Annotated in this window: 21 protein-coding genes and 1 tRNA gene; 17 read left to right on the forward strand and 5 right to left on the reverse strand. The window is 74.3% G+C overall.

Going from position 1 to position 22,623, the window contains the following annotated elements; genetic code table 11:
* Window positions 1–11 precede the first annotated feature (11 nt).
* Window positions 12–1,868 (reverse strand): nucleoside-diphosphate sugar epimerase/dehydratase, encoded by a 1,857-nt coding sequence (locus O7598_RS12690; protein ID WP_269691530.1) that lies wholly within the window; start codon window positions 1,866–1,868, stop codon window positions 12–14.
* A 185-nt stretch (window positions 1,869–2,053) separates the two neighbouring features.
* Here O7598_RS12690 and O7598_RS12695 point away from each other — a divergent pair, with 185 nt between their 5' ends.
* A complete protein-coding gene (locus O7598_RS12695; protein ID WP_269691531.1) occupies window positions 2,054–3,508 on the forward strand; it encodes a polysaccharide biosynthesis tyrosine autokinase in 1,455 nt (484 codons plus the stop codon).
* Here the strand turns inward: O7598_RS12695 and O7598_RS12700 are convergent.
* On the reverse strand, window positions 3,489–4,118 hold the full coding sequence (locus tag O7598_RS12700; protein WP_269691532.1) for an arsenate reductase/protein-tyrosine-phosphatase family protein: 630 nt from the start codon (window positions 4,116–4,118) through the stop codon (window positions 3,489–3,491). The two genes, O7598_RS12695 and O7598_RS12700, sit on opposite strands and share 20 nt — an antisense overlap.
* Before the next feature lie 69 nt (window positions 4,119–4,187).
* Here O7598_RS12700 and O7598_RS12705 point away from each other — a divergent pair, with 69 nt between their 5' ends.
* The 8 genes from O7598_RS12705 to O7598_RS12740 all read left to right on the forward strand — a co-directional run bounded on the left by O7598_RS12705 (window position 4,188) and on the right by O7598_RS12740 (window position 13,285).
* Entirely contained in the window at window positions 4,188–5,411 is a 1,224-nt protein-coding gene (locus O7598_RS12705; protein WP_269691533.1) for a glycosyltransferase family 4 protein, read from the forward strand.
* Between the two features lie 174 nt (window positions 5,412–5,585).
* Window positions 5,586–7,307: a DUF4012 domain-containing protein gene (locus tag O7598_RS12710; RefSeq protein WP_269691534.1), complete on the forward strand. Its 1,722-nt coding sequence runs from the start codon at window positions 5,586–5,588 to the stop codon at window positions 7,305–7,307.
* Window positions 7,308–7,320: 13 nt separating this feature from the next.
* Window positions 7,321–7,950 (forward strand): hypothetical protein, encoded by a 630-nt coding sequence (locus tag O7598_RS12715; protein WP_269691535.1) that lies wholly within the window; start codon window positions 7,321–7,323, stop codon window positions 7,948–7,950.
* A 98-nt stretch (window positions 7,951–8,048) separates the two neighbouring features.
* Window positions 8,049–8,468, forward strand: a complete 420-nt coding sequence (locus O7598_RS12720; RefSeq protein WP_269691536.1) for a protein-tyrosine phosphatase family protein — start codon at window positions 8,049–8,051, stop codon at window positions 8,466–8,468.
* Between the two features lie 104 nt (window positions 8,469–8,572).
* Window positions 8,573–9,844: a D-alanyl-D-alanine carboxypeptidase family protein gene (locus O7598_RS12725; RefSeq protein WP_269691537.1), complete on the forward strand. Its 1,272-nt coding sequence runs from the start codon at window positions 8,573–8,575 to the stop codon at window positions 9,842–9,844.
* Window positions 9,845–9,999: 155 nt separating this feature from the next.
* A complete protein-coding gene (locus O7598_RS12730) occupies window positions 10,000–11,169 on the forward strand; it encodes an MGDG synthase family glycosyltransferase (RefSeq protein WP_269691538.1) in 1,170 nt (389 codons plus the stop codon).
* The gene (locus tag O7598_RS12735; RefSeq protein WP_269691539.1) at window positions 11,166–11,888 is read left to right on the forward strand and encodes a polysaccharide deacetylase family protein; all 723 of its coding nucleotides are present in this window, start codon (window positions 11,166–11,168) and stop codon (window positions 11,886–11,888) included. The genes O7598_RS12730 and O7598_RS12735 overlap by 4 nt, the downstream gene beginning before the upstream one ends.
* A 98-nt stretch (window positions 11,889–11,986) precedes the next feature.
* The gene (locus tag O7598_RS12740; RefSeq protein ID WP_269691540.1) at window positions 11,987–13,285 is read left to right on the forward strand and encodes a D-alanyl-D-alanine carboxypeptidase family protein; all 1,299 of its coding nucleotides are present in this window, start codon (window positions 11,987–11,989) and stop codon (window positions 13,283–13,285) included.
* 15 nt (window positions 13,286–13,300) lie between these two features.
* Here the strand turns inward: O7598_RS12740 and O7598_RS12745 are convergent, their stop codons facing one another.
* Complete coding sequence (locus tag O7598_RS12745) at window positions 13,301–14,326, reverse strand: LacI family DNA-binding transcriptional regulator (RefSeq protein ID WP_269691541.1); 1,026 nt, start codon at window positions 14,324–14,326, stop codon at window positions 13,301–13,303.
* 201 nt (window positions 14,327–14,527) lie between these two features.
* Between O7598_RS12745 and O7598_RS12750 the strand changes: the two genes are divergently transcribed.
* The 4 genes from O7598_RS12750 to O7598_RS12765 all read left to right on the forward strand — a co-directional run bounded on the left by O7598_RS12750 (window position 14,528) and on the right by O7598_RS12765 (window position 18,141).
* A complete protein-coding gene (locus O7598_RS12750; RefSeq protein ID WP_269691542.1) occupies window positions 14,528–15,490 on the forward strand; it encodes an acetylxylan esterase in 963 nt (320 codons plus the stop codon).
* Window positions 15,491–15,560: 70 nt separating this feature from the next.
* Window positions 15,561–16,367, forward strand: coding sequence for a M15 family metallopeptidase (locus tag O7598_RS12755; RefSeq protein WP_269691543.1), 807 nt, complete (start codon window positions 15,561–15,563; stop codon window positions 16,365–16,367).
* 68 nt (window positions 16,368–16,435) lie between these two features.
* On the forward strand, window positions 16,436–16,942 hold the full coding sequence (locus O7598_RS12760; RefSeq protein WP_269691544.1) for a DinB family protein: 507 nt from the start codon (window positions 16,436–16,438) through the stop codon (window positions 16,940–16,942).
* 161 nt (window positions 16,943–17,103) lie between these two features.
* Window positions 17,104–18,141 carry a zinc-dependent alcohol dehydrogenase family protein gene (locus O7598_RS12765; RefSeq protein ID WP_269691545.1) on the forward strand — a complete coding sequence of 346 codons (1,038 nt, stop codon included), beginning with the start codon at window positions 17,104–17,106 and terminating at the stop codon, window positions 18,139–18,141.
* A 57-nt stretch (window positions 18,142–18,198) separates the two neighbouring features.
* Here O7598_RS12765 and O7598_RS12770 read toward each other — a convergent pair whose 3' ends face one another.
* The gene (locus O7598_RS12770) at window positions 18,199–18,966 is read right to left on the reverse strand and encodes an alpha/beta hydrolase (protein WP_269691546.1); all 768 of its coding nucleotides are present in this window, start codon (window positions 18,964–18,966) and stop codon (window positions 18,199–18,201) included.
* Window positions 18,967–19,119: 153 nt separating this feature from the next.
* Here O7598_RS12770 and O7598_RS12775 point away from each other — a divergent pair, with 153 nt between their 5' ends.
* On the forward strand, window positions 19,120–19,512 hold the full coding sequence (locus tag O7598_RS12775) for a hypothetical protein (RefSeq protein WP_091056226.1): 393 nt from the start codon (window positions 19,120–19,122) through the stop codon (window positions 19,510–19,512).
* A 41-nt stretch (window positions 19,513–19,553) separates the two neighbouring features.
* Window positions 19,554–20,561, forward strand: a complete 1,008-nt coding sequence (locus tag O7598_RS12780) for a S66 peptidase family protein (protein WP_269691547.1) — start codon at window positions 19,554–19,556, stop codon at window positions 20,559–20,561.
* A 30-nt stretch (window positions 20,562–20,591) separates the two neighbouring features.
* Here the strand turns inward: O7598_RS12780 and O7598_RS12785 are convergent, their stop codons facing one another.
* Window positions 20,592–20,972 carry a VOC family protein gene (locus tag O7598_RS12785; RefSeq protein ID WP_269691548.1) on the reverse strand — a complete coding sequence of 127 codons (381 nt, stop codon included), beginning with the start codon at window positions 20,970–20,972 and terminating at the stop codon, window positions 20,592–20,594.
* Between the two features lie 350 nt (window positions 20,973–21,322).
* Between O7598_RS12785 and O7598_RS12790 the strand changes: the two genes are divergently transcribed.
* Together O7598_RS12790 and O7598_RS12795 are read left to right on the forward strand one after the other, a co-directional pair.
* Window positions 21,323–21,395 (forward strand) — tRNA-Glu (locus tag O7598_RS12790).
* Between the two features lie 24 nt (window positions 21,396–21,419).
* The gene (locus O7598_RS12795; protein WP_269691549.1) at window positions 21,420–22,619 is read left to right on the forward strand and encodes an RtcB family protein; all 1,200 of its coding nucleotides are present in this window, start codon (window positions 21,420–21,422) and stop codon (window positions 22,617–22,619) included.
* The last annotated feature ends 4 nt before the right edge of the window (window positions 22,620–22,623 follow it).

Raw genomic sequence — 22,623 nt, forward strand, 5'->3', positions numbered from 1 at the left:
CGGGGTGCGCTTCAGCGCTGGCCGGGCAACGCCGGCAGCGCCGAGCCGACCGTCTCGCAGAACGCCGCCATCCGCTTGACCAGTTCGTCCGGATCGGCGTACGGGTCCAGCCCGCGCACCTCGTCCGGATCGAGCGGGGGCACCGGCACGTGGGAGATCAACGGGTGCAGCGGGCGGGTGTCCGACTCGTCGGCGCCGAAGAGATGCTCGTGCAGCTTCTCGCCCGTCCGCAGCCCGGTGTAGACGATCTCCACCGGGTGGTCCGCCTCGGCGGCCAGCCGGCGCGCCACGTCGGCGATCCGGACCGGCTCGCCCATGTCGAGCACCAGCGCCTCGCCGCCGCGACCGATGGTGGCGGCCTGCAGGACCAGGTGGACGGCCTCCTGCACGGTCATGAAGTAGCGGGTCACGTCGGGGTCGGTGACCGTGATCGGCACCCCGGCCCGGATCTGCGCCTGGAACGCGGTCAGCACCGAGCCGCGGCTGCTCAGCACGTTGCCGAACCGGACGCTCAGATAGGTGCCGCCCAGCTGCTGGGCCTGGTGGGCGGTGAGCCGTTCGGTGATCCGCTTGGAGTAGCCCAGGACGCTGGCCGGGTTGGCCGCCTTGTCGGTGGAGATGTTGACGAACTGGGCGACGTCGCGGCACGCCTCCAGCACGTTCAGGGTGCCCCAGATGTTGGTCATGATCGCCTCGCCGGGGTGCCGCTGGAGCATGGTCAGGTGCTTCAGCGCGGCGGCGTGGAACACCACGTCGGGCTGCCGGTCGGCGACCACCCGGGCGATGCCCTCGGCGTCGCGGATGTCGGCCAGGATCAGTTCGGGGCCGTCCAGCAGCGCCCGGCCGTGCAGGGACATCTGCAGCGCGTGCAGCGCCGACTCGTCCCGGTCGAGCATCATCAGCTCGTCCGGCTCGCACCGGGCGATCTGCCGGCACAGCTCGGACCCGATCGAGCCGCCGGCGCCGGTCACCAGCACCCGCCGGCCGGCCAGCCCGCCGCGTTCGACGGTCAGCTCGGCCACCCGCTGGGCGCGGCCGAGCAGGTCGGTGAGCTGGAGGTCGCGGACGTCGGTGGCGGCGACCGGCCGGTCGAGCAGCTCCCGCACCGGGGGCAGGACCTTGAACGCGGCGCCGGCCTCCAGCGTGCGGGTGCGCACGTCGCGCAGCAGCCCGGCGTCCGAGCAGCTCATCGAGAAGATGACGGTGCGGGCCTGGGTGCCGCGGATGACGGCGCCGACCTGCTCCCGCCCGCCGAGGACGCGTAGGCCCTCCAGCCGGAGCCCGCGGCTCTCCGGAGCGTCGTCGAGCAGTCCGACCGGCCGGTAGTTGCTCTCCGGGTCGTGCAGCAGCGCGCGGACGAGTCGTTCGCTGGCCGCGTCCACGCCGTACACCAGACAGCGTTCGGCGTGCCGCGCGGCGGGACGGTGGCGGTCGGCGTGGGCGCGCCAGAGTCCGCGACCGGCGGCCATCAGCACCAGCGCGACGGCGCCGCCGACGAGCGGGGTGGTCGCCGGGATCGGTCGCTCGGTCCAGGGCAGCACGGCGGCGAGCGTGACGACGGCGGCGATGGTGACCGTGCCGGCGAGCCCGCGCGCGTCCCCGGCGCTGCCGATCGGGTAGCGGCCGTAGAGCCGCGACCGCACGAACGTGAGGAGCGCGTAGAGCGCGGCGCAGGCGAGTGCGGCGGCGAGCACCCGGGCGCCCCCGGCGGCGGTCAGGTCGAACTCGTACCGGGTCCAGGCGGCGCCGAGAAATCCTCCGCACCACGCGGCCGTGTCCAGCGTTAACAGGGAGAGGGTGGCGGCGCGATGGGTGATCCGGCTACGGGGTCGCACGACGTCTTCGGCGGCGGTGGCGTCACGATCCATGGTTGCCCTCGTGTCCTATCCGGAATAAGAAGTTTCAGGTCATACGAGCATGTTGCGTCGTTTAGATTCCATCCAGTCGCCTAACGTGCTTAATGGGCGGTTCGATCCTGGCATGACGACTGTGGGTTTTAGGGGGCTTTCGTGCAGTTTCATCGGCAGACCGGCGTGTCGCGAGGGGGAGCGTGATGGATGTTCTCGGCTATCTGCGCCTGGTCCGACGCCACTGGTGGATCGTGCTGATCACGGTGATGTTCGCCGTCGGTGCCGCCGCGCTGGTGACGGTCCGGACGCCGCCGCGGTACCAGGCCACCGTGACGTTCTTCGTCACCACGCCCAGCCAGGGGGTCACCGACGCCTACCAGGGCAGCCTCTTCCTGCAGCAGCGGGTGAAGTCCTACGCCGACCTGCTCACCAGCGACCGGCTGGCACAGAGCGTGGTCGCCGACGCGCCGCTCGGGCTCACCGCCGACCAGGTGCGCGGCCGGATCACCACGTCCGCCACGACCGGCACGGTGCTGCTCAACGCGACCCTCACCGACACCGACCAGAATCGGGCGCTGAAGACCACCGAGGCGCTCGCCGCCAAGTTCACCGAGCTGGTCCGGAAGGTGGAGACGCCGGCGGACGGCCGGGCGACGCCGATCAAGATCGAGGTGGTGAGCGGGCCGCGGGTCACATCCAGCCCGGTCTCGCCGCGGCCGGTGCGAAACCTGATTCTGGGTGGACTGCTCGGCCTGCTGGCCGGTGCCGGCCTGGCCGTGCTGCGCGGCCTCGCGGACGTGCGGATGCGTGACGCCGCCGCGTTGCAGCGGGTGACCGGCAGCCCGCTGCTGGGGGAGATCCCGTTCGAGTCCGGGGCGAAGACGGCCCCGCTGATCGTCGGCGACGCGGCCACCTCGGCCCGCGCCGAGGCGGTCCGCAAGCTGCGCACCAATCTGCGCTTCGTGGACGTGCACGAGCCGGCCCGGGTCATCGCGGTCACCAGCGCCCTGCAGGGCGAGGGGAAGACCACGATGGCCTGCAACACCGCCATCGCGCTGGCCGAGGCGGGCTGGCGGGTGCTGCTCATCGACGCCGACCTGCGCCGCCCGAAGGTGGCCGACTACCTCGGCGTCGACGGCGGGGTCGGACTCACCGACGTGCTCGTGGGCGACGTCCAGGTCGGCGACGTGGTGCAGCGCTGGGGCGAGAAGTCGTTGCTGGTGCTGCCCAGCGGCGCCGCGCCGCCGAACCCGAGCGAGCTGCTCGGTTCCAAGGCGATGTCGGACCTGTTGGTGGCGCTGCGCGAGTCCGCGGACATCGTGATCATCGACACCGCGCCGCTGCTCGCGGTCACCGACGGTGTGGTGGTGGCCGTGCAGGCCGACGGCGCGCTGCTGATCACCCAGCAGGGGCGGACCTCGCGCGGTCAGGTGGCCGCCGCGGCGCGGTCGCTCAGTTCGGTGTCGGTGCGACTGCTCGGTTGCGTGCTCAACATGGCCAAGGTGGGCAAGGCGGACGCCTACCAGTACGAGACGTACAAGGTGGTCGTGCCGCCCGCCCCGACCACGGTGCCCGCGGACCGGGCCGAGACGGCGCGGCGTGGCGCGCCGCCCGCCGAGGGGAACCGGACGCAGGAACTCACCCGGCTGTCGCGATGAGCGCGAACACCGGCCGGATCGACCGTTCGATCTCCTCGGCACAGCGACGGAAGTCGGCCGGGGAACCACCGATCGGGTCCCACAGGTCGTCCGCGCCGGGGGCGGCGGGTTGCAGCCGCCCCCGGGCGCGGACGGCCGCGGCCACCGCCGCCCGCACCGGGGTGTCGCCGGTCGCGCCGGCCGGTGCCGCCGCGGCGGCGAACCGGGCGAACTGGTGCAGCGTGAACGTGCGGCCCAGCACGGCCGGTGCCAGCGCGGTGCAGGCGGAGCGCTGCCGCCGGGTGGCGGTCAGCACCAGATCGGCCGCGGTCAGGTGCTCCGCCCGCAGCCGGCGGGTCCGGAAGGCGGTGACGTCCGCGCCCGCCGCGGCGGCCACCTCGACGGCGTACGGGTGCATGGCCGCGCCGTCGACCGCGTCGGTGCCGGCGCTGGTCGCGGTCACCGGGAGGTCGGCGAGCAACCGGCGGGCGATGAACTCGGCCATCGGCGACCGGCACATGTTGGCCTGGCAGACGAAGAGCACCTCGTCGAGCATCTGGACCCCTCTGGTCGGCGCGGTGACACCGCGCGGCGCCGCGACGGTCGGCGGCGGCCGGTCGCGGGTGGTCACGGAGGGGATGCCGGCATCGTACGTGGCACCGGCGCCGACCGCCCGGCCGGCCGCGCCGGGAGGGTGGACGTGAGAGTCGGCATCCTGACGTACCACTTCCCGCCGGAGCCGGCGTTCGTCCCGGGCAGCCTGGCCGAGGAGTTGGCCGCCCGTGGCCACGAGGTGCGCGTGCTCACCGGCTTCCCGGACTACCCCGGCGGCCAGGTCTATCCGGGCTGGCGGCAGCGGTGGCGGCACCGGACGCACAGCGAGCGGTTGACGGTTCGCCGGGTGCCCCGGTACTCCGGCGGCGACGGTTCGCCCCGGGCCCGGACCGCCAACCGGCTCTCGTTCGCCGGCAGCGTGGCGCTCGCCGGCCGTCGCTACTTCCGGGATCTCGACGCTCTCTACGTCTTCCAGCTCCCCGCCGTGACGTTCGCCGCCACCGGCCTGCTGCGCCTGCTCGGCCGGGTGCCGACGGTGTTGCACGTGCAGGACGTCTGGTCGGAGGAGGACGCGGCCCGGACGGGGGAGTCGCGCGGCCGGGCGAGCCGGTTGGACGCCGGCCTGCGCCGGTTGTACCGGGAGGCGGGCATGGTCGTGGTCGGCGCGCCGTCCATGCGCGAGCTGGTGCTGGCCGGCGGTGCCGAGCCGGAGCGGGTGCGTACGGTGCTCACCTGGACCGACGAGCGTCTGTTCCGGCCGGCCGAAGCCGGTCCCGTGGCGCGCCGGCTGGTCCGCCGGGACGACCGCTGCGTGGTGATGCACGCCGGCACGATCGGCGTACGACAGGGTCTGGAGACGGCGGTTCGGGCGGCGGCCGCGCTCGGTGACCGGATGGACCTGGTCCTGGTCGGGTCGGGCAGCGAGGAGCGGCGGGTGCGCGGCCTGGCGGCCGAGCTGGGCGCGGACAACGTCCGGTTCGTCGAGCGGCGCTCGCCGGCGGACATGCCGCAGCTGTACGCGGCCGCCGACTACCAGCTCGTCATGCAGCGCGACCTGCCGGAGCTTCGCGCCACCGTGCCCGGCAAGCTGCCGGCCGCGCTCTCCTGCGCCGCGCCGGTGGTCGCCTCGACCGGCGGCGCCACCGCGGAGCTGGTGGAGCGGAGCCGGGCCGGGCTGTCCTGCCCGCCCGAGGACTGGGCCGCGCTTGCCGACCGGTTCTGGCTGGCCGCGGCGATCCCCCCGGCGGCCCGGGTCGACATGGGACGGCGTGGCCGGGACGCCTACCTCGGGCAGATGTCGCTGCGGGCCGGTGTCGACCGGATCGAGGATTCCCTCCGACGGGTGACGTCGGATCGGGTTAAAAACTAGCAAACCACTCATTCAACCTGCATTGCCTATACATACTGTTATCCGAAAAACGTACAGCAGATATGTGCTAGAAAGTAGCTGTCTGTCCGTTTAACGCATTGGGGGAGTGGTGTGACCGAACGCGGGGCTTCGCATCGTCGGCGGCGGCGCTCGCGACGACGCGGTCGAAGGCGCGTGCGCCGGGTCCTGCTGACCGGACTGGTCGTGGTCTCGGTGTTGCTGGCCGCCGGTGGCTGGGTCGCGTTCCGGGGCTGGCAGGCCCGCTCCCACCTGGTCAACGCCGCCGGGCTCGCCAAGGACCTCAGCGTCCAGGTGCTGGAGGGGGACATGGCCCGGGCTCAGCGGACCCTCTCCGCGTTGCAGGAGCAGGCCACCGCGGCCCGCGGGGCGACCGGGGACCCGGTCTGGTGGCTGGGCCAGCGGACCCCGTACGCCGGCGACGACCTGACCGCGGTCCGCCAGATCTCGGTGGCGGTGGACGACCTGGCCCGGCTCGCCTTTCCCACCCTGCTCCGGGTCGACCTCGCCTCGCTGGTGCCGAAGCAGGGCCGGCTCGACGTGAACCGCCTGCGCGCCGTCTCGGCGGAGGTGTCGAGCGCCGACCAGGCGGTACGGCGCAGCTCGGAACGGCTGCGTGCGGTGCCGACCGGAGGTCTGGTGACGCAGGTGCGGGACGCGGTCACCGCCCTGCAGGTGGAACTGGACAAGTTGGGCGACCTCACCTCGGCGGCCGATCGCGGCGCGCGGTTGCTGCCGCCGTTGCTCGGTGCCGACGGGCCCCGCACCTACCTGATCGTCTCGCAGAATCCGGCCGAGTTGCGCGCCACCGGTGGCATGTTCGGCGCCTACGTGGTGCTGCGGACGGACGGTGGCCGGATCCGGTTGGCCGGGCAGGGCAACGCGAGCCAGTTGCTGCGCTTCGATCCGCCGCTCAAGGTCGACCCGGAGGCGCGCCGCCTCTGGTCCGACCTGCCCGGCATCTATCCGGCCGACGTGAACCTCAGTCCGGACTTCCCGGCCGCCGCCGCGCTCTACCGCGAGATGGTGCGTCGCCGCACCGGGACCACGGTGGACGGCGTCCTGGCGGTGGACCCGGTGGTGTTGTCGTACCTGCTCGGCGTGATCGGCCCGGTCACCGTGCCGGACGGACCCGCGCTGACCGGCAGCACCGCCGTACGGACGCTGCTCAGCGACTCGTACCGGGACCTGGACGCGCAAGCGCAGGACACGTTCTTCGCACGCGCCGCCACCGGGGTGTTCGAGGCGCTGTTCACCAAAACGGTGGACGCGACAGCCCTTCTGACCGTTATAAGACGCTCAATACAGGAACGTCGGATATTGTTCTGGAGTGTCCGATCTGAGGAGCAACGCGTGCTGGCCGGCACCCGGTTGGCCGGGCAGCTCCCGGAGAAGGACACCGTGCCGACGGTCGGCGTGTTCCTCAACGACGGCAGCGGCGCGAAGCTCGGCTACTACCTCAGGTTCTCGGCCACCCTGACGGTCGGCGCGTGCCAGCCGGACGGCCGCCGCGAACTGCGGCTGCGGGTCACGGTGCACTCCACCGCCCCGCGGTCGGGCCTCACCGAGTCGGTCACCGGCCTCGCCCTGTCCGGCGACAAGTACACCGCCCGGACCTTCGTCTCGGTGCACACACCGAGCGGGGGTGCGGTCCTCACCGGCCGGCTGGACGGACGGAACACCTCGATGGGCGGCGGGACCGACCGTCGGCGTCAGGTGGCGGTGGCGAACGTGGAGGTCGGACCGGGGCAGACCCGGACGCTCGACGTCACGCTGCTCACCGGCCAGAACGGCGCGGGCACGGCCGACCTGGTGCTCACACCCACCGTCACCCCGTGGACCACCCAGATAGTCACCGCACCCAGATGTGAACAGTAGGAGGGAATCCATCATGCGGCTATCCCGCATCATCATGGCGCTCACGGTGGGCCTGGCCGTCGCGGCCGCGCCGACCGCGGCCGGGGCGGCGCAGCCGCAGCCACCGGTCTACCCGCCGACCACCGTCCGGCTTGACCTGCTCAATCCGACCATCTTCGAGGGTCAGACCTTCACCCTGCGGGGCCGGGGCTTCGGGCCGAACGAGCTGGTCTCGATCCACGTGTCCCGCACCAACCTCCCGATCGCGGCTCCGGCGGAGGGGACGGCGCGGCGCAGCGACGGCAGCACGGTGGCGATGTCGACGGTGGCGTACATCCCGAACGCCGCACCACAGCCGGCACCGACCGACTTCACCGTCCGGGCGGACGCGAACGGCAACTTCACCACCACGTACCGTCCGACCCGTACCGGTCGGTACACGTTCACCGCCACCGGCCAGACGACCGGCCGGACCGCCAGCACGACCGGCACGGTGCTGCCCAAGCGGCCGCCACACCCGCCGCGCCCGCCGCACCACGGCGGACACCTGCCCGTCACGGGCGGCAGCATCGGCACGCCGCTGAAGCTCGGCGGCGGCCTGGCCGGCGCCGGAGCGGTGCTGCTGCTGGCCTCCCTGGCCTGGCGCCGCCGTCGCCTCGGCTGACCCGAGGCGAGCCGGGGTGGACCCGGCACGTCGTGAGTGCCCGCCGGACCCCGTCCGGCGGGCACTCGCGTGTCTCCACCACGCCGCACAATGACCTGATGGACCCGACGACGCCGTGGACGGATCCGGCCGGTCTGCTCACGCTGCCCGGTGGCGCCACCGTGCGTGGACGTCGGATCGCCGCGCCGGCCACGCCCGCCGACTTCACCCTGGTGCTGGCACCCGGGCCGGAGCCGCAGTGGCCGTTCCGGCGGATCCGCTGGCCCGACTTCTGGCTCCCGCTGGACCGCGCCGACGCGCTCGACGCGCTGCGCGAGGCGCGGCGACGCGCGTACGCCGGCCAGCGGGTCGAGGCCGCCTGCCACGGCGGCGTCGGCCGGACCGGCACCGCGCTGGCCGCCCTTGCCGTGCTCGACGGGCTGGACCCCGGCCGGGCGGTGGCCTGGGTGCGCGCGCACTACCACCCACGCGCGGTGGAGACGCCGTGGCAGCGGTGGTGGCTGCGCGGCGTCCGGTGACGGCGCTCGCGCCGACCACGGCGCGGGACCGCCGGATCGGCACAGCGTCACCGAGCTGGTGAGCCGCGTCGACCCGGACGCCGCGCTCGGTATGGTGCCTCTTCATGAGAGCCCGGGTCCTGGCCCCCGTCACCGCCGTCACGCTGCTCGTCGCCGGGGTGCCCACCCCGGCCACCGGCGCGCCGGCGGCCCCCGCGGCCCGCGCCGCCGCCGTGCCCTGCCCGCGCCTGCCGGCCCCGAAGGTCACCCGGCCGCCGCGTCCCGTCCCGCCCGCGTCGGTGCCCGAACAGCAGGTGGTGGGCGGCGAGGCGCTGGCGGCGCCGGGGCTCGTCACCCCGCCCGGCGCGACCGCGCCGCCGGCGGTCACCGCCACCACCTGGCTGGTCGCCGACCTGGACAGCGGCGCCGTGCTGGGCGCCTGCGGGCCGCACGTGTACGGCACGCCCGCGAGCACCCAGAAGCTGCTGCTGGCCGCCACCATGCTGGGCCGCCTCGACCCGAATCAGGTGGCCGTCGCCACCCGCGACGACCTGGACATCGAACCGGGCAGCTCGGCCGTGGGTCTGCTGGTGGGCGGTCGCTACCGGGTCGAGACGCTCTGGCTGGGGCTGCTGCTCCAGTCCGGCAACGACGCGGCCAACATGCTGGCGCGGCTGGGCGCCGGCAGCGCCCGGGCGGGGGTGGGCGAGATGAACGCGGAGGCCCGCCGGCTCGGCGCGCTGCAGACCCGTGCCGTCACGCCGTCCGGCCTGGACGGTCCGGGCCAGTTCACCAGCGCATACGACCTGGCGTTGATCGCCCGGGCCTGCTTCGCCGACCCCCGCTTCGGCCGGTACGCGCTGACCGAGCGGGCCCAGATCCCGGCCCAGCCCGCGCTGAAGAAGGGCGGATTCCAGATTCAGAACGAGAACCAGCTGATCTACCGCTATCCCGGGGCGCTCGGCGGCAAGACCGGCTTCACCGAGCTGGCCCGGCACAGCTACGTCGGGGCCGCCCAGCGCGGCGGACGCCGGCTGGTGGTCACGCTGCTCGGCGCCGAGGCCCGGCCGGTACGCGGCTGGCAGCAGGGCGCGCAGCTGCTCGACTGGGGTTTCTCGCTGCCCCGGGACGCCTCCGTCGGCAAGCTGGTCGAGCCGGGCGAACTGGACGCCGCGACGGACGAGCCGCCGGGCGACGCGCCGCTGGCCGCGGCGCCCGCCGGTGGCGAGCCGAAGCCGTGGCGGGGGCCGGCGGGGACCGCGCTGCGGCGAATGGCCGACGGCGACTGGCAGGTCATCGTGCCGGCCGCCGGGCTCCTGGCGCTCGCCGTCGGCGGCGTCGCGGCGGTGCTCGCCGCTCGCACCCGGACCCGCCGTCGCGGTCGCCGTCGCGCCTGACCCCCGCCCGACCGCCCGCGCCCGCCGCCCCTCCGGTCGTGGGAGCGCGGCCGGGCTGCGGGCCGCCCGCGCGGACCGCCCGGTCGTGGGAGCGCGGCCGGGCCGGGTTGCGGGGCCGGCCGCGTGGACGCCGCCCGCGCGGGTATGCGCCGCCCATGGAGCACCCGGGACGGATCGTGGTGGTCTCCGCGGACATCGGCGCCGGGCACGACCGGGCCGCCGACGAGCTGGCGGCGCGGCTGCGCGGCCGGGGCTTCGAGGTGGACCGGCTGAACCTCCTGCACCTGCTGCCCGGTCCGGTGCACCGGGCGGTGCGGGAGACGTACCGGGGAGTGCTGCACCGGCTCCCCTGGAGCTACCACCTGCTCTTCCGTCTCACCAGTCGCTCGCGGACATCGGTGCGCGCCATCCGCGTGCTGCTGCGCCCGTTCCGGGCCCGGATCCGCCGCCGCATCCCGCCGGACACCCGGGCGGTGGTGAGCACCTACCCGTTCGCCAACCAGCTCCTCGGGCCGCTGCGGCGTCGCGGGCGGCTCCGCGTGCCGGTTCTCACCTACGTGACCGACCTCGTGGTGCACCCGACCTGGCTGGCGCCCGGCGTGGACGTCTACTGCACGGTGCGCCACGCCGAGCTGCGCCGGCCCGACGAGGTCGACGTCACGCTGGTCGAGCCGTTGGTGTCGCGTGCCTTCGCCGGCGGTGACAAGGTCGACCGGGGCCGTGCCCGGCAGCGGTTCGGCCTGCCGCAGGACGGTGTGCTCGCCCTGATCGTGGCCGGTTCCTGGGGCGCCGGCGCGGTGGCGGCCACGGCCGCGGAGGTGGGGTCGACCGGGGTCCGGCCGGTGGTGGTCTGCGGCCGGAACCGGGCGCTGTACCGGCGGCTGAGCGGCGCCGGGCGGCACGTGCTGGGCTGGGTGGACGACATGCCGGCGCTGATGCGGGCCGTCGACGTGGTGGTCGAGAACGCCGGCGGGTTGACCTGCCAGGAGGCGCTCGCCGCCGGCGTGCCGGTGGTCACCTACCGTCCCCTTCCCGGGCACGGCAGGGCGAACGCCACCATCCTCGCCCGGTCCGGCCTCACCCGCTGGGCCGGCACGCCCGAACAGCTCGGGCCGGTACTCGCGGCCGTGGTCGGCGCGGACCCGCCGGCCGCGCCGCGGGACGGCCCGCCACCCGAGGACCCGGCCGGGCTGGTCGCCGCCGCCGCCCGCCGGGCCGCCCCCGCCGGTCCGGCCGAGCCGGAGCGCCGGCCGCTGCTCGATCCGGTCGGTGACGCGGTGGCCGTGGTCGCCGCGCTGCTCCAGTCGACCGGCGGCCTGCGGTGAGGCCCGCCGCCCTGGCCCTGGCCGCGGCGGTGACGCTGCCGGCGGTCCAGGTGGCGCCGGCGGTGACCGCGCTGCCGGCGCTCCGCCGGCGCCTGCTGCCCGGCCTGCACGGCCTCGGGCCGCCCGACCGGGTCGCGCTGACCTTCGACGACGGTCCGGACCCGGAGTCCACCCCCCACTTCCTGGACGTGCTCGCCGCGCACCGGGTGCGGGCCACGTTCTTCGTGCTCGGCGCGATGCTGCGCCGGCACCCGGACCTGGGCCGGCGGCTGGTCGCCGGCGGCCACGAGGTGGCCCTGCACGGCTGGGCGCACGACAACCTCCTGCTGCGCGGACCGGCCGGCACCGTCCGCGACCTGACCCGGGCGTACGACCTGGTCGCGGACGTGACCGGCCGACCGCCGCGGTTCCTGCGCCCGCCGTACGGGGTGCTGACCGGCGCGACCCTGCTGGCCGCCCGCCGACTGCGCCTGCGTCCGGTGCTGTGGAGCTGCTGGGGGCGGGACTGGACCGCGTCGGCGACCGGGGACGGCGTCCGGCGGCGGGTACTGGCCGGGTTGCGCGGCGGCGGCACGGTCCTGCTGCACGACTCCTCCGGCGCCGCCGAGCCGGGCGCCTGGCGGTCCGCGCTCGCCGCGCTGCCCGGGCTGATCGAGGAGTGCCGCCGACGGGGGTGGCACGTCGGCCCGCTCGCCGCGCACGGCCTCACCCCGCGCTGACCCCCAGCGGTGCGGCAGCGTACCCCGTGGCACCCGGCCCGGGACGCGAATCCCGGAGCCGGCGACCCGTTCGGGTCGGCGTGGCTAGCGTGCGGGGCATGAGGACCTGGGGACCGTCCGTGGCGCTTGCCGCCGCCCTGCTGCTGCCCCTGTCGACGCCGGCGACACCCGCCGTGGCGGGGACGAGGCCCGGCGCCGCGTCCGCCCGCCGGCTCCCGGGCGCCGCGCCGCCCTGCCCGAACGTGCCGGCCCCGGCGACCCGCCCGCCGCAGGCCCCACCGGCACCAGATCCGGCCGCCCGGTCGATCGGCGGCGCCGCGCTGGACACCACCGGGCTCGTCGTGCCGCCCGCGGCGACCGCGCCACCACCGGTGACCGCGACCTCGTGGCTGGTCGCGGACCTGGACACCGGCGCGGTGCTCGGGGGGTGCGGCCCGCACGAGTACGGCGCCCCGGCCAGCGTGCAGAAGCTGCTGCTGACCGCGACCATGCTGCCCCGGCTGGACCCGAACCGGGAGGTCACCGTGACCGCCGGCGACGTGGCGATCGAGCCGGGCAGCTCGGCGGTCGGGCTCGCCGAGGGCGGGCGCTACCGGATCGAGACGATCTGGCTGGGCCTGCTGCTGAAGTCGGGCAACGAGGCGGCCAACGCCCTGGCCCGGCTCGGTGGCGGGCCGGACGGCCTGGCCGGTGGCGTGCGGGCGATGAACGCCGAGGCCCAGCACCTCGGCGCCCGGCAGACGCACGCGGTCACGCCGTCCGGTCTGGACGGTCCGGGACAGTTCACCAGCGCGTACGACCTGGCGTTGATCGCCCGGGCGTGTTTCCACGAACCGGCCTTCCGCCGCTACACCGTCACCCGGACCGCGCGGGTGCCCGCCCAGCCGGCGCTGCACGAGAAGGCCTTCCAGATCCAGAACGACAACATGCTGCTGGACCACTACCCGGGTGCGATCGGCGGTAAGACCGGCTTCACCGACCTGGCCCGGCACACGTACGTCGGCGCGGCCGAGCGGGGCGGGCGCCGGCTCGTGGTGACGGTGCTCGGCGCGGAGATCCCCACCCAGCGGGGCTGGCAGCAGGGCGCGGCGCTGCTGGACTGGGGATTCGGGACGCCCCGGGACGCGAAGGTCGGCCGGCTGGTCGAGCCGGGCGAGCTGGACCGCTCGGCGGCGCCCGCGACCGGTGCGGCGTCGGCCCTGGCCGGACACGCCGACCTGGGTGGCGGCGCGGCGGCCCCGGGTGCCCGGCCGGGCGCCGGTCTGTCGGTCGCGGTGGGCGCGGTGCTGGTGGCCGGGGGCGGGGTGCTGCTGGCCCGGCGTCGCCGGCACGCCGCGGCCGCGGCCATGTCGACCGGCCCCGTCCTGCGGGGGTCGAAACTTCCGGAAGAGGACTGAAAAGGACCGGTCCGGCTACCGGCCGGCGGGGCCCGCGGTGCTGTCCCGCACCACCAGCTCGGTGGCCAACTCGATCCGCGGCGACTCGATCTCCTCGCCCTGGGCCAGCCGCAGCACGGTGCGGGCGGCGAGCCGCCCCATCTCCACCAGCGGCTGGCGCACGGTGGTCAGCGGCGGGGAGGCCCACCGCGCCTCCGGCAGGTCGTCGAAGCCCACCACGGAGACGTCGTCGGCGACCCGCAGCCCACGCCGGCGCACCGCCTCGTAGACCCCGAAGGCCATCTGGTCGCTGGCCGCGAAGATCGCCGTGGGCGGGTCGTCGAGGTCGAGCAGGGCGCCGCCGGCGGTGTAACCGGAGGCGTGGTAGAAGTCGCCGGGATGGACCAGGCAGTCGTCGGTCGGCACGCCGGCCGCGGCCAGCGCCGCCCGGTACCCGTCCAGCCGGGCGCGGCTGCACAGCAGGTGCGGCGGGCCGGCGACGAAGCCGATCCGCCGGTGGCCCAGCTTCAACAGGTGCTCGGTGGCGGACAGGCCGCCGGTCCAGTTGGTGGCGCCGATCGCCGGCACGTCCGTCCCGGCCACGCCGGCGTCCGGGTCGACCACGACGACCGGCACGTTGAGCCGGCGCAGCTGCGCCTGCACCGCCGGGCTCAGGTGCGAGGTCACCACGATCACGCCGTCCGAGGCGCGGGCGCGCAGGTTGTGCAGCCACTGCCGGGTGGAGCTGGACTCCCGGTGCACGGCCGAGATCACCACGCCCACCCCGGCGGCGTGGCCGACGTCCTCCACCCCGCGGATGATCTCCACGGCCCAGGGGCTGTCCAGGTCGTTGAAGACCAGGTCGACCAGGTCCGCCCGGCGCACCGTGCGGCTGCCGCGACGCCGGTAGCCGTGGTGGCGCAGCAGCTTCTCGACCCGCTCCCGGGTGTCCGGGGCGACGTCGGAGCGCCCGTTGAGCACCCGTGACACGGTCGGCACCGAGACACCGGCCTCCCGTGCGATCGCGGTGATGGTCACCCTGCGCTCGTCGTCCCCGCTCACCCGTGTTCCCTTCGCCGGCTGCCGGAACCGACCGGAAAACCGTTCCGCCCCACGCACATCTTGCCGTACGCCGAGGCCTTGACGACAGATCGGTCCGGTCCTAGCGTTCGGTCAAGTTACGGAAACCTTCCGGAAATGCGCCGGGTGCCGGGCGCGGAAACGCGCCCCGGCCGGCCCACGGACCGACCAGAGAGCCGAGGCGTGTTCACCGACCTGCCCGAGGCGGAACTCCGCCAGCACCGCAGCGACCTGTGCGAACCGTCCGATTTCGACGCCTTCTGGGCCGACACGCTGGCCGAGGCGCGCTCGTGCGGCGATCCGGTCGCGGCGACGCCGGTGTCCACCCCGCTGGCGGGGGTGGACGTCTTCGACGTGACGTTCCCCGGTTTCGCCGGGCAGCCGGTGCGGGCCTGGCTGCGAGTCCCGCGCGGCGCTCCCGGGCCGCTGCCGACCGTCGTGCAGTACGTCGGCTACGGCGGCGGGCGCGGCCACCCGCTGGAGAACCTGCTCTGGTCCGCCGCCGGCTTCGCCCACCTCCAGATGGACACCCGCGGCCAGGGCTCCGGGTGGAGCCGCGGCGACACGCCCGACGTGGCGGCGGCCGGGCCGCAGGCGCCCGGAATGGCCACCCGGGGCGTCGACGACCCGCGCCGCTACTACTACCGGCGGTTCCTCACCGACGCGGTGCGGGCGGTCGACGCCCTCGGTGACCTGCCGGGCGTCGACCCCGGTCGGGTCGCCGTGCTCGGGCACAGCCAGGGCGGGGCCGCGGCGCTGGCCGCCGCCGCGCTGGCGCCCCGGGTCCGGGCGGCGGTGACGCACGTGCCGTTCCTCTGCGACATCCCGCGTGCGGTCACGCTCACCGACTCGGCGCCGTACCGGGAGATCCGTGACTACCTGGCCGTGCACCGCGACCGGGAGGAGCAGGTGCGGCGCACGCTCTCCTACGTCGACGGGGTCGCCTTCGCCCGGCGCGCCACCGTGCCGGCCCGCTTCTCCGTGGCGCTGATGGACGAGATCGTCCCACCGTCGACCGTCTACGCCGCATACCACGACTACCGGGGCGAGAAGGAATTGACGGTGTGGCGCTTCAACGGCCACGAGGCGGGCGGCATCGACGACGACGCCGCGGCGCTCGACTTCCTCCGCACGGCCCTGATGTAAGGAGGGGCCCCTTGTTAACAGACGTCTGTTAACAAGGGGCCCCTCCTTACCCCGTGGTAGACACGGCAGCGTGCGCAGACGTACGGCAGCGGTCCTGGTCGTGGTGGTCGCGGCCGTCGCGACGGCCTGCCAGCGGCCCGCGCCGCGCCCGGCGCCGTCGCCCACCCCGACCGGGCCGCGCGCGCCGGCCGACATCGTCGACCTGGCCGCCGTCGATCCCACCGTGCGCACCGACATCCGGTACGCCTCGGCGCACAACTTCGTCGGGCGGCCGATCGACGGCTACCCCGAGCCGCTCTGCCTGCTCACCCGGCGGGCCGCCGAGGCGCTGCGTCGGGTGCAGGCCGCCGCGCTGGCCCGGGGGCGCAGCCTGAAGGTGTACGACTGCTACCGCCCGCAACGCGCCGTGAACGAGTTCGTGGCCTGGGCGAAGCGCCCGGCGGAGCAGCAGATGAAGGTGGAGTTCTACCCGGGCCTGCCGAAGGACCGGCTCTTCGCCGACGGCTACATCGGCGCGCCGACCGCGCACAGCCGGGGCAGCACACTCGACCTGACGCTGGTCCCGGTACCCACCCCCGCCCAGCCCGACTACACGCCCGGCGAACCCCTGCTGCCCTGCACCGACCCCGCCGGCCGCCGCTTCGCCGACGCCTCGGTCGACATGGGCACCGGGTTCGACTGCTTCGACCCGCGGGCCCACACCGCCGACGCGAGGACCACCGGCGCCGCCCGGGCGAATCGCGAGCTGTTGAAGCGGCTGATGACCGAGCAGGGTTTCGAGAACTACCCGCGCGAGTGGTGGCACTACCGGTACGTGGACGAGCCGTACCCGGACACCTGGTTCGACTTCCCGGTGGCCCGCTCCTCGCTGCGGTAATGCCGTTGCTCCATGATCCATGACCGCTAGGCTCCCGGTGACCGCACACCTGCCCGGAAGGATGTCCCGTGGAGACCGAACGGATCGGCCCGCCGCTGCTGGCCGGCGAACGGGAGACGCTGCGCGCGTTCCTCGACTTCCACCGGGCCACCCTGGCCCTCAAGTGCGAGGGGCTGACCGACGAGCAGTTGCGCCGGCCGGCCTCGCCGCCGTCGACGCTGTCCCTGCTCGGCCTGGTCCGGCACATGGCCGAGGTGGAACGCACCTGGTTCCGCCGCGTCATCGCCGCCGAGGACGTGCCGCTGGTCTGGTCGGACAGCGGCGACTTCCAGGTGGCGTACGACGCACGCGAGGCCGACCGCGCGGAGGCGTTCGAGGCGTGGCGGCGGGAGGTCGAGCACGCCCGCCGGATCGAGCGGGAGGCCGAGTCGCTCGACGTGACCGGCCACCAGGCGCGCTGGGGCGAGGACGTCTCGCTGCGCCTGGTGATGCTGCACATGCTGCACGAGTACGCCCGCCACAACGGCCACGCCGACCTCATCCGCGAAGCCGTCGACGGCACCGTCGGCGTGTAAGGCGGGGCCCCCTGTTAACGCCTTCGGTAGAGGAGGGGCCCCCTCTTAACACCTGTCGATCGTGGCGCGGGCCGGACGTCCCGGCCACCGGGCCCTCCGGCCCTGCCGCCCGCCACCACCGGGGAGAAGCGTGGGTGGTGACAACGGCGTGAGGAGGAGCCATGAAGGCACTCGTGTACGGCGGGCCGGGCGAGAAGTCCTGGTCCGAGATCCCGGATCCCACCATCGCCGGCCCGCGCGACGCGATCGTCCGGGTCGACGCGGTGACCATCTGCGGCACGGACCTGCACATCCTCGGTGGCGACGTGCCCGAGGTCGAGCCGGGTCGGGTGCTCGGCCACGAGGCGGTCGGCACGGTCGTGGCGGTCGGCGAGGGCGTCGCCAACCTGACCCCGGGCGACCGGGTCCTCGCCTCCTGCATCTCCGCGTGCGGCGTCTGCCGGTACTGCCGCGACGGCGTCTACGGGCAGTGCCTCGGTGGCGGCGGGTGGATCCTCGGGCACACCGTAGACGGCGTGCAGGCCGAGTACGCCCGGATCCCGTTCGCCGACCTCTCCACGTACCGCCTGCCGGAGAGCGTCTCCGACGAGGCGGCCGTGTTGCTGGCCGACATCCTGCCCACCTCGTACGAGGTCGGCGTGCTCAACGGCGGGGTGCGGCCCGGCGACACCGTCGTGGTGGTCGGCGCCGGCCCGATCGGCCTGGCCGCGATCCAGACCGCGCGCCTCTTCTCGCCCACCCACGTGATCGCCGTCGACAAGGCGCAGAGCCGGCTCGACGCGGCCAAGCGGTTCGGCGCCGACCAGACCGTGCTCGCCGACGACGACCCGCTCGACGCGGTCCGCGCGGTCACCGACGGGCTCGGCGCGGACGTGGCGATCGAGGCGGTCGGCGTGCCGGCGAGCTTCGAACTGTGCACCACGCTGGTCCGCCCCGGCGGGCGGGTGGCCAACATCGGTGTGCACGGCGCGCCGGCCACGCTGCACCTGGAGCGGCTCTGGATCCGCGACGTCACCATCACCACCGGCCTGGTCGACACCCGCACCACGCCGAAGCTGCTGGACATGTTGGTCGCCGGCCAGCTCGACACCGCGCACATGGTGACCCACCGGTACCCGCTGGAGGAGATCGTCGAGGCGTACGACGTGTTCGCGCGGGCGGCCGAGACCGGCGCGCTGAAGGTCGTGCTCACCCGCTGAGGGGTGTTAAGCGGGGCCCCCTCCTCTACCGAATGCGTTAACCGGGGGCCCCGCCTTTCACCGCAGCGGGAGCCAGGCGAGCACGTCGGCGATGCGGGCGTCCCAGTACGCCCAGTCGTGGTCACCCGGACCGAAGTCGACGGTGAGGGGCCGGCCCAGGCGGCGCGCGGTGTCGACGAAGCGCACGCTGTCCTCGTACAGGAAGTCCTCGGTGCCGCAGGCGACGTAGAGCGCCGGCAGGTCGTCGCCGGCCCGCTCCAGCAGCGCCACGGTGTCGTCCTCGTCCGGCGGCGGGCGGTCGCCCCAGACCGTGTGCCACACCGCCGGGTCGACCGGGCTGGACGGGTGGTGGCGTCGCCGCACCACGTCGAGTGCCCCGGAGAGGCTGGCCGCGGCGGCGAACCGGTCGGGGTGGCGCAGCGCCCACTTCACCGCGCCGTAGCCACCCATCGACAGGCCGGCGACGAACGTGTCCTCCCGCCGGGTGGAGAGGCGGAAGAGCGATCGGCACACCTCGGGCAGTTCCTCGCTGAGGAACGTCCAGTAGCGGTTGCCGTGCTCCTCGTCGCAGTAGAAACTGCGCTGCACCTGCGGCATCACCACGGCCAGTCCCAGCGGGGCGACGTAGCGTTCGATCGACGACCGCCGGGTCCACGCGGTGTCGTCGTCGGTGAGGCCGTGCAGCAGGTAGAGCACCGGCGGGTCGCCGTCGCCGGCGGCGCCGGCCATACCGATCCCGGCCGCGCCGCGATCGGGCAGCAGCACGGTCATCGAGGTGCCCATGCCGAGCGCCTCGGAGAAGAAGTCACAGCGGATCCGCGCCATGAGCCCGCAGCGTACCCGCGACCCGATGGGGGGTTGATCGACCGTTCCTATTGCCGCGGGCCACCCGGGCGGGACAGGATGGGCATGCGTGTCGGAAACGTGTTCGTAACCTGCGCGCTGCTGGTCTCTGTCACGAGGAAGTGGGAGTCAGGCATGAGCGACGTCTCGGCGGCACTGGGTGTGCGCCTCTACCCGGATCTGGTCGAGCCCGGCGGCCTCGCTCCCGCGCTCGCGCAGACCGCGACCGCCCACCAGCTCGATGTCGGCCAGGTGACCGCTCCCGAGCAGGGCCGCAGCCGGTTCACCTGCGCGGAGCTGACCTCGAAGCGGGGCGTGGTCTGCGTCAGCCTCGGCGCCCAGGCCCGCTATTTCATGATCGACCTGCGGGTCGACGGCGAGGTCGAGGCTCGGGGCGACGCCACCGACCTCCTCCAGGTCGCGCAGGTGGCCGACGCCTGGCGCGCCGGCACCACGCTCGCCGACCTCACCGCGCGCTTCCCCTTCATGGAGCAGATGAAGCGCCACCCGGTGACCCAGGCCGGGTAAAGGAGTGGCGCGTCGCCGCGGGCGCCGTTGATTCTTCCCCCATGACCGCTTCCGTGTCGCCTCCGTTGCTCCGGCCCCGTGCGCTGGCGGCGGGGGATCTCGTCGTCGTCGCGTCGTTGTCCGGGCCTCTGCACGCCGTCTACGAGCCCGACCTGGAGCAGGCGGTGGCCGTGCTGGAGCGGATGGGCTTCCGCGTACGCCGGGCGCCGTTGCTCGAGGCGGGTCGGCGCCACTGGTGGAGCGCGGCCCGGCCGGCGGAGATCGCCGCCGAGCTCAACGGCCTCCTGCGCGACCCCGAGGTGCGCGCGATCGTCGCCCACGACGGCGGCCAGACGGCCCTCGGCTACCTCGACCTGATCGACGTCGAGGCGATCCTCGCCGACCCCAAGCCGATCCTCGGCTACAGCGACATCTCGCTGCTGCACCTGGTGCTCCACGCGCGCACCGGGCTGGTCGGCTTCCACGCCGACCTGGCCACGCCCGGCCTCGGCGGCTCGTGGCAGGCCGCACCGGCGGCGCGCCGGGCCGACCTGGAGCGGCTCTACTCGACGTTGCTGACCGGCGTCGAGCCGATCGGCGCGCTGCCGACGAGCCCCGCGTGGGAGTGCTGGCGTCCCGGCCGGGTCGAGGGCCGCCTGATCGGTGGCGTGCTCAACCGCGTGATGCGGGCCCAGGCGACGCGGTGGGCGCTGCCGCTCGACCGGCTCGACGGCGCGGTGCTGTTCTGGGAGGAGATGGGCGGCTACGCGTCGTGGGTGTGGAGCGACCTGCAGGTGCTGCGACACGGCGGCGTGCTCGACCGGATCGCCGGCATGGTGGTGGGCGTCCCGCACGCGATCGACGGCCTCGGGACCCCCGACGCCTCGCCGACCCTGCCGGAGATCGTGCTCGACGTGATCGGCGATCGGGACATCCCGGTGCTGGGCAACGTCGAGTTCGGGCACGCCGGCCCGAACCTGCCGATGCCGGTCGGCATCCGGGTCGCCCTGGACGCGGGGCGACGCACGCTCGCGCTGCTCGAACCGGCGGTCCGGGCCGCTCACCCGTGACCGGAGGGCCGGGTGGGGCCGATCGTCGGCCTACGCGGTGTCCGGGCGCTCGGCGTCGCTGCGTACCACACAGAACTCGTTGCCCTCCGGATCCGCCATCACCACCCAGCCGCTGCCGTCCGGATGACGCCTGTCGTCGACGATGGCGGCGCCGAGGGCGCCGACCCGCTCGACCTCCTGATCGCGCGGCCCATCGGGCTGCAGACAGATGTGCACCCGGTTCTTGACGCTCTTCCGCTCCGGCACCCGCTGGAAGTAGAGCCTGCCGCCGTCGGGCGGCTCGATGGCCACCTCCTCGTCGTCGGGCTGGAACCCGGGGTCGACCGGGCACTCGAAGACCTCGGCCCAGAAGTGCGCCAGTTCGTACGGGTCGGCGCAGTCGAATGCGATGTTGCGGATGACGGTCCCCATTCGGCCAGCTTGCGGCCTGCCCGGGACGAAGGTCAACTCAGCGGGGGTGTGCCGCGGCCGGGCGCGAAAGACTGCCGCCGATATCCGGTTGTCGCCCCGGACCCGGCCGCCGTACCGTGAGCGGGCAACACCGAACCGATCCACTGGGGAGCACACCGTGTCGCAGCAGAATCGCACCCGCGTCGAGCGGTCCGTGCCGCGCGTCGGTGCCCTGCTGCCCGAACCGGGCGCGGGCCGCCGGGAGCAGCGGTGGCAGTCAGGGTGGTGGCGCGTCTAGCGCCGACGCGACGATCTCGCGCGAACCGCCCGCCCCAGACCGGAGCCGGGCGGTTTTTTCGTCCGCCCGTCACGGGCCGTTGGAGCAATTGGCAGCTCACCCGGTTCTCACCCGGGAGGCTACGGGTTCGAGTCCCGTACGGCCTACACCCCACGAACGAGGAGACGACGATGGGTTTCACCCCGCTGGCCGGTACCCGGGCGCCGGTCCGGGTCTGGACCGACCCGTACACGATCGAGGCGCAGGCGGCCCGGCAGCTGCGCAACATCGGCTCGCTGCCCTGGGTGCAGGGTGTCGCGGTGATGCCGGACGTGCACTTCGGCAAGGGCGCGACCGTCGGCTCGGTGATCGCCATGCGGCAGGCCGTGTCGCCGGCCGCGGTCGGCGTCGACATCGGCTGCGGCATGTCCGCGGTGCGGACCTCGCTCACCGCCGCGGACCTGCCCGACGACCTGGGGCCGCTGCGTTCGGCGATCGAGGCGGCCATCCCGGTCGGCTTCGCGATGCGCGACGACGCTGTCGACCCGCGCCGGATACGCGGGCTGGAGCAGGCCGGCTGGGACGAGTTCTGGCGGCGGTTCGGCACTCTCGACCGGAGGGTGGCGCAGCTGGAGACGCGGGCGCAGCGGCAACTGGGCACGCTCGGCGGCGGCAACCACTTCATCGAGGTCTGCCTCGAGCAGGGTGGCCCGGACGACGGGCGGGTCTGGCTGATGCTGCACTCCGGTTCCCGCAACATCGGCAAGGAGTTGGCGGAGCGGCACATGGCGGTGGCGCGCGGTCTGCCGCACAACACCGGCCTGCCCGACCGGGATCTCGCGGTGTTCCTCGCCGGCACGCCGGAGATGGACGCCTACCGGCGGGACCTGTGGTGGGCGCAGGAGTACGCGCGGCGTAACCGGGCGGTCATGCTGGCGCTGCTCGGCCAGGTGGTCCGGGACGCGTTCCCGCGGGTCGGTTACGACGAGCCGATCTCGTGTCACCACAACTACGTGGCCGAGGAGAGCTACGAGGGGGTGGAGGTGCTGGTGACCCGCAAGGGCGCGATCCGGGCCGGCGCGGGCGACCTGGGCATCATCCCGGGTTCGATGGGCACCGGCTCGTACATCGTGCGAGGCAAGGGCAACGTCGACGCGTACTGCTCGGCGTCGCACGGCGCGGGGCGGCGGATGTCGCGGGGGCAGGCGAAGCGGACGTTCAGCACGGCCGACCTGGCCGCGCAGACGGCCGGGGTGGAGTGTCGCAAGGACGCCGGGGTGGTCGACGAGATCCCCGGCGCCTACAAGGACATCACCGAGGTGATGGCTCAGCAGGAGGACCTGGTCGAGGTGGTCGCCCACCTCAAGCAGGTCGTCTGCGTGAAGGGCTGAGGCA

Source organism: Micromonospora sp. WMMC241 (assembly GCF_027460165.1).
GTDB lineage: Bacteria > Actinomycetota > Actinomycetes > Mycobacteriales > Micromonosporaceae > Micromonospora > Micromonospora humi.